7 protein-coding genes are annotated in these 7425 nt (G+C 77.9%); 2 read left to right on the top strand and 5 right to left on the bottom strand.

Annotation, left to right across the window (positions count from 1 at the left end; translation table 11 throughout):
• Positions 1-52: 52 nt before the first annotated feature.
• Positions 53-415, bottom strand: a complete 363-nt coding sequence (locus V9U69_RS10895; RefSeq protein ID WP_337061828.1) for a PRC-barrel domain-containing protein — start codon at positions 413-415, stop codon at positions 53-55.
• A 131-nt stretch (positions 416-546) separates the two neighbouring features.
• Here V9U69_RS10895 and V9U69_RS10890 point away from each other — a divergent pair, with 131 nt between their 5' ends.
• Complete coding sequence (locus V9U69_RS10890) at positions 547-1464, top strand: hypothetical protein (RefSeq protein ID WP_337061827.1); 918 nt, start codon at positions 547-549, stop codon at positions 1462-1464.
• Positions 1465-1474: 10 nt separating this feature from the next.
• Here the strand turns inward: V9U69_RS10890 and V9U69_RS10885 are convergent, their stop codons facing one another.
• The 4 genes from V9U69_RS10885 to V9U69_RS10870 form a co-directional block, all read right to left on the bottom strand.
• Positions 1475-2473, bottom strand: coding sequence for an NAD(+)/NADH kinase (locus V9U69_RS10885; protein ID WP_337061825.1), 999 nt, complete (start codon positions 2471-2473; stop codon positions 1475-1477).
• 51 nt (positions 2474-2524) lie between these two features.
• The gene (locus V9U69_RS10880; RefSeq protein ID WP_337061823.1) at positions 2525-3358 is read right to left on the bottom strand and encodes an ABC transporter ATP-binding protein; all 834 of its coding nucleotides are present in this window, start codon (positions 3356-3358) and stop codon (positions 2525-2527) included.
• An 88-nt stretch (positions 3359-3446) separates the two neighbouring features.
• On the bottom strand, positions 3447-4541 hold the full coding sequence (locus tag V9U69_RS10875) for a FecCD family ABC transporter permease (protein WP_337061821.1): 1095 nt from the start codon (positions 4539-4541) through the stop codon (positions 3447-3449).
• The gene (locus tag V9U69_RS10870) at positions 4538-5596 is read right to left on the bottom strand and encodes a FecCD family ABC transporter permease (RefSeq protein WP_337061819.1); all 1059 of its coding nucleotides are present in this window, start codon (positions 5594-5596) and stop codon (positions 4538-4540) included. The genes V9U69_RS10875 and V9U69_RS10870 overlap by 4 nt, the downstream gene beginning before the upstream one ends.
• Positions 5597-6000: 404 nt before the next feature.
• On the opposite strand from V9U69_RS10870, the gene V9U69_RS10865 reads away from it, so the two are divergent.
• A partial coding sequence (locus V9U69_RS10865) for a DEAD/DEAH box helicase (RefSeq protein ID WP_337061818.1) occupies positions 6001-7425 on the top strand: 1425 nt, incomplete at its 3' end.

Below are 7425 nucleotides of genomic sequence, written 5' to 3'. Positions count from 1 at the left end.
CCGCGCCTGACGCGCGGGCGCGCCCGGGAGGGGGTGCGCGGGGGAGGGACGCTCAGCGGCGCGCCAGCCGGCGCCCGCTGGGCGTGTCCGCCGGGGAGTACTCCATGCCGTAGTGGGCGTAGATGCGCGGCTCGTCGTCCGGGCCGAGCTCCTCGTCGGTGCCGAACTCCGGCGAGGCCTTCACGCTGTCCTTCGGGAAGGCCACGCGGATGTCGTGCCGACCGACCGCCGCCCGCTCCAGCGGCACCAGCACCACCTTCCTGAACCCCACCACGCCCGTCTCCACGGCCGCGAACAGCCACTCGTCGGTGGCCGCGTCGACGTAGACCGACGCCAGCGTGCCGATCTTCTGCTCGGCCGCGTCCGTGATCGGGGCGCCCTTCCACTGGTTCAGGTCCTGCACCAGGATCGTCATGGCGCCACTGTGGCCGAGCCCGCCCCGGGCGGCCACCGGTGCGGTCCTCACCACAGCTCCACGAACCCTCCCGCGGCGCCCGGTGCGCGGGGTGCGGCGCTCCGGGCGCGGGGTGCGACGATGAGGGCGGAATGAGCGAGCAGAACCCCGAGCGGACCCGACTCACGATCAACTGGATGCAGATCGCCGGTGGCGCCCTGGCGGCGGCCACCTCGGCGGTGCTGCTGGCCGGCCTGCGCAGCCTGGGGCCGTTGAGCACCCTGGTGGGCGCCGCCGTCGGCAGCGTCGCGGCCTCCACGGCGGCGGCGGTCTACAACCACTACCTGACCACCAGCCAGGAGCGGCTGGCCGAGGCGGCCCGGCGCGCCCGCGAGCGCCGCCACGACCCCTCGCCGGTCCCCGCACCGCAGGACGAGCACCCCGAGCGCACCGACCCGCCCGCCGGTGGGTCCGGCGGCCCCGTGCCACCGCTCCCGCCCGTCCCGACGCCCCCGCCGGCCCCCGGGCCCGAGCGGGTGCCCGCACCCGTGACCGCCCGTCGCTTCGGTGCCCGGCACGCCGTGCTGCTGGGCGTGCTGGCCTTCGTCGTCTCGGTGGGCGGCATCGCCGTCTACGAGCAGGTCGGGGGCCGCAGCGTGGCCGCGCAGCGCCAGGACGTCGAGTCGGACGTCAGCACCGGTGTCCTGGGCGGCTCGCTCACGAGGGCCCCCAGCACGCCGACCCCCGCGCAGACGACCGGCGAACCGACGGCGAGCCCGACCACCACGGCGAGCACCGGCCCCACCGCCACGGCGACCGAGTCCGCGACGCGCAGCCCGGGCGCCTCCGCCACCGGCGGCACGAGCACGCGCGGGGCCACGCCCACGGCCACCGCCTCGCCGACGGCCACCGCCTCACCCACGGCGACGAGCGGCTCGAGCGGTTCGGACGAGCCGGCCGACGAGGCCGCCGCCGGGTCCACCGGGACCGGGGTCGAGGACGCCGACGTCGTCGCCGCGCCGAGCCCCGACGCGCCCGCCGAGCCCGCGGCGTCCCCCGCCGGTCCCTGAGCCGGGGCCCTCAGCTCCGCTGCGGCCGCTGGTGCGGGTGCGGGCTCTCCGGCCGGGGCGCCTCGTGGCGGCGCAGCCCCTGCGGCACCAGCTCGAGCATCTCGTCGGGCAGCAGCGGCAGGTCCAGCAGGCTCAGCTTCACCCGGGAGCGCCGGCCGTGGCCGGTGGCGTCCAGGCGGATGACGTGCCCGGCGTCGCGCTCGGCGCGCACCTCCAGCACCGAGCCCACGGCCAGCTCCCCGGAGGCGATGCCGTCGACCTCCAGCACGGGCGGCCCGGAGGACTCCAGCAGCTCCACGCGCACCGGCTCGTCCACGCCCAGCACGATGGGCCGGCCGATCCCCGACATGGGGGCGACGGGCGTGACGACGAGGGCGTCGGCGCCGGGGGAGACCACCGGCCCGCCGGCGGCGTAGCTGTAGGCGGTGGAGCCGGTGGGGGTGGCGAGCACCACCGCGTCGCAGCGCAGGTAGCCGATGCGCTGCTCCGCCACGGACAGCGCCGCCACCACGGTGCCGCGCCCGGGCGTGCGGGCCAGCGCCACGTCGTTGAAGGCGACGCACTCGTGGCCGGGGCTCTGCACGCGCAGGCACAGGTGCGGCTCCACCGTGAAGTCGCCGGCGGTGATGCGCTCCAGCGCCGCCGGCAGCTCGCGCGGCTCCAGCTCCACCAGGAAGCCCAGGTGCCCCAGGTTCACCCCCAGCACCGGGATGCGGCGGCCCACCAGCAGGCGCAGCGCCCCCAGCATCGTGCCGTCCCCGCCGAGGCTGACGACGGCGTCCACGGTGCGGGTGAACTCGTCCTCGCCGACGAGGACCACGTCGCGGCCGCGCTCGCCGAGACGGGCGCCGTCGGCCCGCAGGCCCACCACCTCGTCGCCGTGCCCGCGGGCCCAGTCCACGACGAGCGCGACCTGCTCGGTCACGTCGCGGGTGGGGTGGACCACCAGGCCCAGGCGCTTGCGGCCCCGGGGTGCGTCGTTCGGTGCGGTCGGCGCGGCGGGGGGCACGTTCCCCACGCTACTGCCCGCCCCGCCGCCGGCCCGTCCCCGTGCGCCGCCTCAGACGGCCACGGCCCGTCCGCGCCCGCTGCGCGCCCGCGGCACCACCAGCGGTGTGCCGGTCTCCGGGTCGGGCACCACCACGCACGGCAGCCCGAAGACCTCCTCGACGAGCTCGGCCGTGACGATCCGCGTGGGCTCACCCTCGGCCACGACCCGCCCGTCGCGCATCGCGATCAGGTGGGTGGCGTAGCGGCAGGCGTGGTTGAGGTCGTGCAGCACCGCCACCAGGGTGCGCCCCTGCTCCTCGTGCAGCTGCGCGCACAGGTCCAGCACCTCGATCTGGTGGGCGATGTCGAGGTAGGTGGTCGGCTCGTCCAGCAGCAGCAGCGGCGTCTCCTGCGCCAGCGCCATCGCGATCCACACCCGCTGGCGCTGACCGCCGGAGAGCTCGTCGACGCCCCGCTCGGCGAGGTCGAGCACCCGGGTGGCGGCCATCGCGGCGTCCACGGCGCGCTCGTCCTCGCGCGTCCACTGCCGCAGCAGCTTCTGGTGCGGGAAGCGGCCGCGGGCCACCAGGTCGGCGACGGTGATGCCGTCGGGGGCGGTGGCGCTCTGCGGCAGCAGGCCGAGCCGGCGGGCGACCTCCTTCGACGGCAGCGACTGGATGACCGAGCCGTCCAGGTACACGTGCCCGCGCTGCGGGGCGAGCATCCGCGCCAGGGCGCGCAGCAGGGTGGACTTGCCGCAGGCGTTGGGGCCGATGACGACGGTGAAGGAGCCGTCGGGCACCTCGATGCCCAGGCCGGTGGCGATGGTGCGCTCGCCGTAGGCGAGGGTCAGGTCCTCGCCCCGCAGCCGGTTGCCGCCGGGGGTGGTGCGCGCGTGGGTCACTGCTCCGCCGTCCTCGTGGTCGTGCTCCTGCTCGTGGTCGTGCTCGTCGCGGTGCTGCCGGTGCTGCCGGTGCTGCCGGTGCCGCCGCTCACCCGCGCCCCCGCCGCCACTGCCCGAGGAGCAGGAGCGCCAGGTAGAGCCCGCCGACGGCGCCGGTGACGACGCCCACGGGCAGCTGGGTGGGCGCGAAGACGCGCTGGGCGGCGAAGTCGCTGAGCACGACCAGCAGCGCCCCCGTCAGGCCGGCGGCCACCAGGCCCGGCCCGACGGTGCCGGTGAGGCGGCGGGCCACCTGCGGGGCCGCCAGCGCCACGAAGGACACCGGGCCCGCGGCCGTCGCGGCCAGCGCCGTGATCGTCACCGCCAGGGCCAGCACGACCAGGTGCACCGCGTCCACGCGCACCCCCAGGGCGCGGGCGGCGTCGTCGCCCAGGTCGAGCATCCCCAGCGGCCGGCTCAGCCCCAGGAGCACCGGCAGCAGGAGCGCGAGCCCGACCCCCAGGGGGACGGCCTGCTCCCAGGTGCGGCCGTTGAGGCTGCCGGTGATCCACACCTGCGCCGCCTGCGCCTGCTCCACCTCGGCGCGGGTGAGCAGGTAGTTGTTGACGGCCTGCAGCGCGGCCGTCAGGCCGATGCCCACGAGGATCAGGCGGTAGCCCTGCAGGCCCCCGCTGCGCGAGAGCAGGTACACCAGGACCGCGCTGGCGAACCCGCCGGCGACCGCGCCGCCGGACACGGCGGCGCCGCTGCCGCCCAGCAGCAGCATCACGACGAGGGCGCCGGTGACGGCGCCGTGGGTGAAGCCGATGACGTCCGGGCTGCCCAGCGGGTTGCGGGTCACCAGCTGGAACACGGCACCGGCCACGCCCAGGGCCACGCCGACGAGCAGCCCGGTGACCAGGCGCGGCAGCCGCAGCCCGAGGACGATGAACTCGTCGGCGCCCTCCCCGCGCCCGGCCAGGGTGCGCAGGACGTCGGGGACGCCGATCGGGTAGTCGCCGGTGGTCAGGCTCACCGCGGAGACGGCGGCGGCGACGACGACCAGCGCGGCGCAGACCGCGAGGGAGCGCCCCTCCACGCGCGCGCTCAGCGCGCCGGCGCGCAGGGTGCGCCCGCGGCGGGCGCGGGTGGCCACCGGGGCGGGCGGGGCGGGCAGCGGCGGGGCGCCGGCGGGCGCGCTCACAGCTGCGCCAGCCGGCGGCGGCGGACCAGGGCGATGAGCACGGGCGCCCCGAGCAGCGCGGTCACGATGCCGACCTCCAGTTCGCCGGGGCGGACCACGACCCGGCCGATCACGTCGCCCAGCAGCAGCAGCGCGGGCGCCAGGACGAGGGACAGGGACAGCACCCAGCGCTGGTCGGGCCCGGTCAGGGCGCGCACCGCGTGCGGCACGGCCAGGCCGATGAACCAGATGGGCCCGGCGGCGGCGGTCGCCGCCCCGCACAGCAGCGTCACGGCCAGCGCGGTCACCACGCGGGTGCGCCCCACGCGGGCGCCCAGGGCGCGGCCGGAGTCCACGCCGAGGGCCAGGGCGTTCAGGGAGCTCGACTGCGACAGCCCCAGCGCCACGCCCACCGCGATGAACGGCAGCACCTGCCAGGAGGCCTCCAGGCCGCGCCCGGCGAGGGAGCCGACCTGCCAGAAGCGGAAGCGGTCGAACGTCTGCTGGTCCAGCAGGACCTGCGCGGTCGTGTACGCGGTCAGCGCGGCGCTGACGGCGGTGCCGGCCAGGGCGAGCCGCACCGGCGTCGCGCCGCCGCGACCGGCGGAACCGAGCACGTACACGACGACGGAGACGACGGCGGCGCCGAGCATGGACGCCCACACCAGGGTCAGCCGCGACGTCACCCCGAGCACGCCGACCGCGGTGACCATGGCCGCGGCGGCGCCGGAGGTCACGCCGAGCAGGCCGGGGTCGGCCAGCGGGTTGCGGGTCAGCGCCTGCATGAGCGCCCCGGCCAGGCCGAGCGCGGCGCCGGCGAGGACGCCCAGCAGGGTGCGCGGCACGCGCAGCTCGCGCACCACGAGGGCGTCCTGGGAGTCGCCGATCCCGCGCAGCGCGTCCAGGACGGTGCCCGGGGGCACGGCGCGCGAGCCGACGGCCAGGCTGGCGAGGACGGCGAGCAGCAGCAGCGCGCACGACAGCACCAGGGCGGTGGCGCGCCGCCGGTTCGAGCGGCGCGCGGCGCGGGCGCCGGGGGCGGTGGCGGCCGGGGGTGGGCTCGTCGCGGGTACCACGGGAAGTGAGGTTAGCCTGCCTTCACGAGCGGGTGGGTGCCGGTGCGAGCCGCCCCGGCGGCTGCGCGTGAGGCGCGTCACGTCCGGGGCGGTCGCGGTCGGCGCGCGGTGCGCGGTGGAAGAAGAGACGGCCACCGACCGTTACGCTGAGGAGAGCGGGACGCCGTCGGCGTGCCCGCGGTCGAGTGTTCAGCGCGCGGTGGGCCCGGTGGGCCGCCGCGGCGCGCAGGTCCCTCGCACGGCGCCACGGCGCCCGGGCGGGTGCGGTCGGGCACCACGGCCACCCCCGTCGTCCCGGAAGGCCCCCGTTGAACCCCTCCGCGCCCAGCGGCTCCCGCACGCCCGCGACCACCTCCTCCGTGCCCGGTCAGCGCCCGCCGCGCCGCCGCGCCCGCGGTGGCGGCGTGCCCGCCCCCCGCACCGACGCCGTGCAGGCCCCCGCGGCCGAGCACGCCCCCGTCGCCCCGCCCGCCGGCCAGGTGGCCGACGAGCGCTCCTTCGCCGAGCTGGGCGTGCCCGCCGCGCTCGTGGACGTCCTCGCCGCCGGCGGGGTCACCGCCCCGTTCCCCATCCAGTCCGCGACCCTGCCGGACTCCCTGGCCGGGCGGGACGTGCTCGGCCGCGGCCGCACCGGCAGCGGCAAGACCATCGCGTTCGCGCTGCCGCTGGTGGCGCGCCTGGCCGCCTCCGGCACCCCCCGCCGCACCACCCGCCCGCGCGCCCTGGTGCTGGTGCCCACGCGCGAGCTGGCCAACCAGGTCTCGGCGACCGTGACCCCGCTGGCGGCGGCGGTGGGGCTGCGCACGGCCGTCGTCTTCGGCGGCGTCGGCCAGAACCCGCAGGTCACCGCGCTGCGCGAGGGCGTCGACGTGCTCATCGCCTGCCCCGGGCGCCTGGAGGACCTCATCCGGCAGGGCCACTGCCGCCTGGACGCCGTGGAGGTCACGGTCCTCGACGAGGCCGACCACATGGCCGACCTGGGCTTCCTGCCGGGCGTGAAGCGCCTGCTGGACACCACCCCGGCCGGCGGGCAGCGCCTGCTGTTCTCCGCCACGCTCGACAACGGCGTGGACGTGCTGGTCAAGCGGTACCTGTCGCAGCCGGTGACGCACTCGGTGGACCCGGCCGTGGCGCCGGTGTCCACGATGGAGCACCACGTGCTGGAGGTCGCCGCCGACGGCAAGGCGAACCTGGTGCGCGAGCTGGCCTCCGGGCAGGGGCGCACGGTGCTGTTCACCCGCACCAAGCACGGCGCGAAGAAGCTGGCCAAGCAGCTCACCGCCGCCGGCACCCCCGCCGTGGACCTGCACGGCAACCTCAGCCAGAACGCCCGCGAGCGCAACCTCGGCGCCTTCTCCGAGGGCTCGGTGCGGGTGCTGGTCGCCACCGACATCGCCGCGCGCGGCATCCACGTCGACGAGGTCGGCCTCGTGGTGCACGTGGACCCGCCCACCGAGCACAAGGCGTACCTGCACCGCTCCGGGCGCACCGCCCGCGCCGGCGCCGGCGGCACCGTCGTCACGGTGGCCACCCCGGACCAGCGCGGCGACGTGCGTACCCTGGCCCGCCAGGCCGGCATCTCCCCGCGCTGGACGGCCGCCGCGGCGGGTGCCGCCGTCGTCGACGAGCTCGTCGGCCCGCGCGCCGCGTGGGTGGACCCGGCCTCCTCGCCGGTGCCGACCGCCCCTCCGCAGCCCCAGCGGGCCCCGAAGCAGACCCGCGCCCAGCAGCCGGCGCAGCAGGCGGGGGCCCGCCAGGGGCGCGCCGCGCAGGCGCCGGCGGGCCGGGCGCAGCAGCCGCGCCCGCAGCGTGCCGGGCAGCCGGTCGCG

Source organism: Kineococcus sp. G2, from assembly GCF_037154035.1.
GTDB lineage: Bacteria > Actinomycetota > Actinomycetes > Actinomycetales > Kineococcaceae > Kineococcus.
The sequence above is the reverse complement of the archived record's forward strand: the minus strand, read 5'-3'. Positions and strand labels throughout refer to the sequence as shown.

Coding starts and splice junctions, on each gene's coding strand:
- V9U69_RS10895 (WP_337061828.1), bottom strand. CDS start 415: ATGACGATCCTGGTGCAGGACCTGAACCAGTGGAAGGGCGCCCCGATC.
- V9U69_RS10890 (WP_337061827.1), top strand. CDS start 547: ATGAGCGAGCAGAACCCCGAGCGGACCCGACTCACGATCAACTGGATG.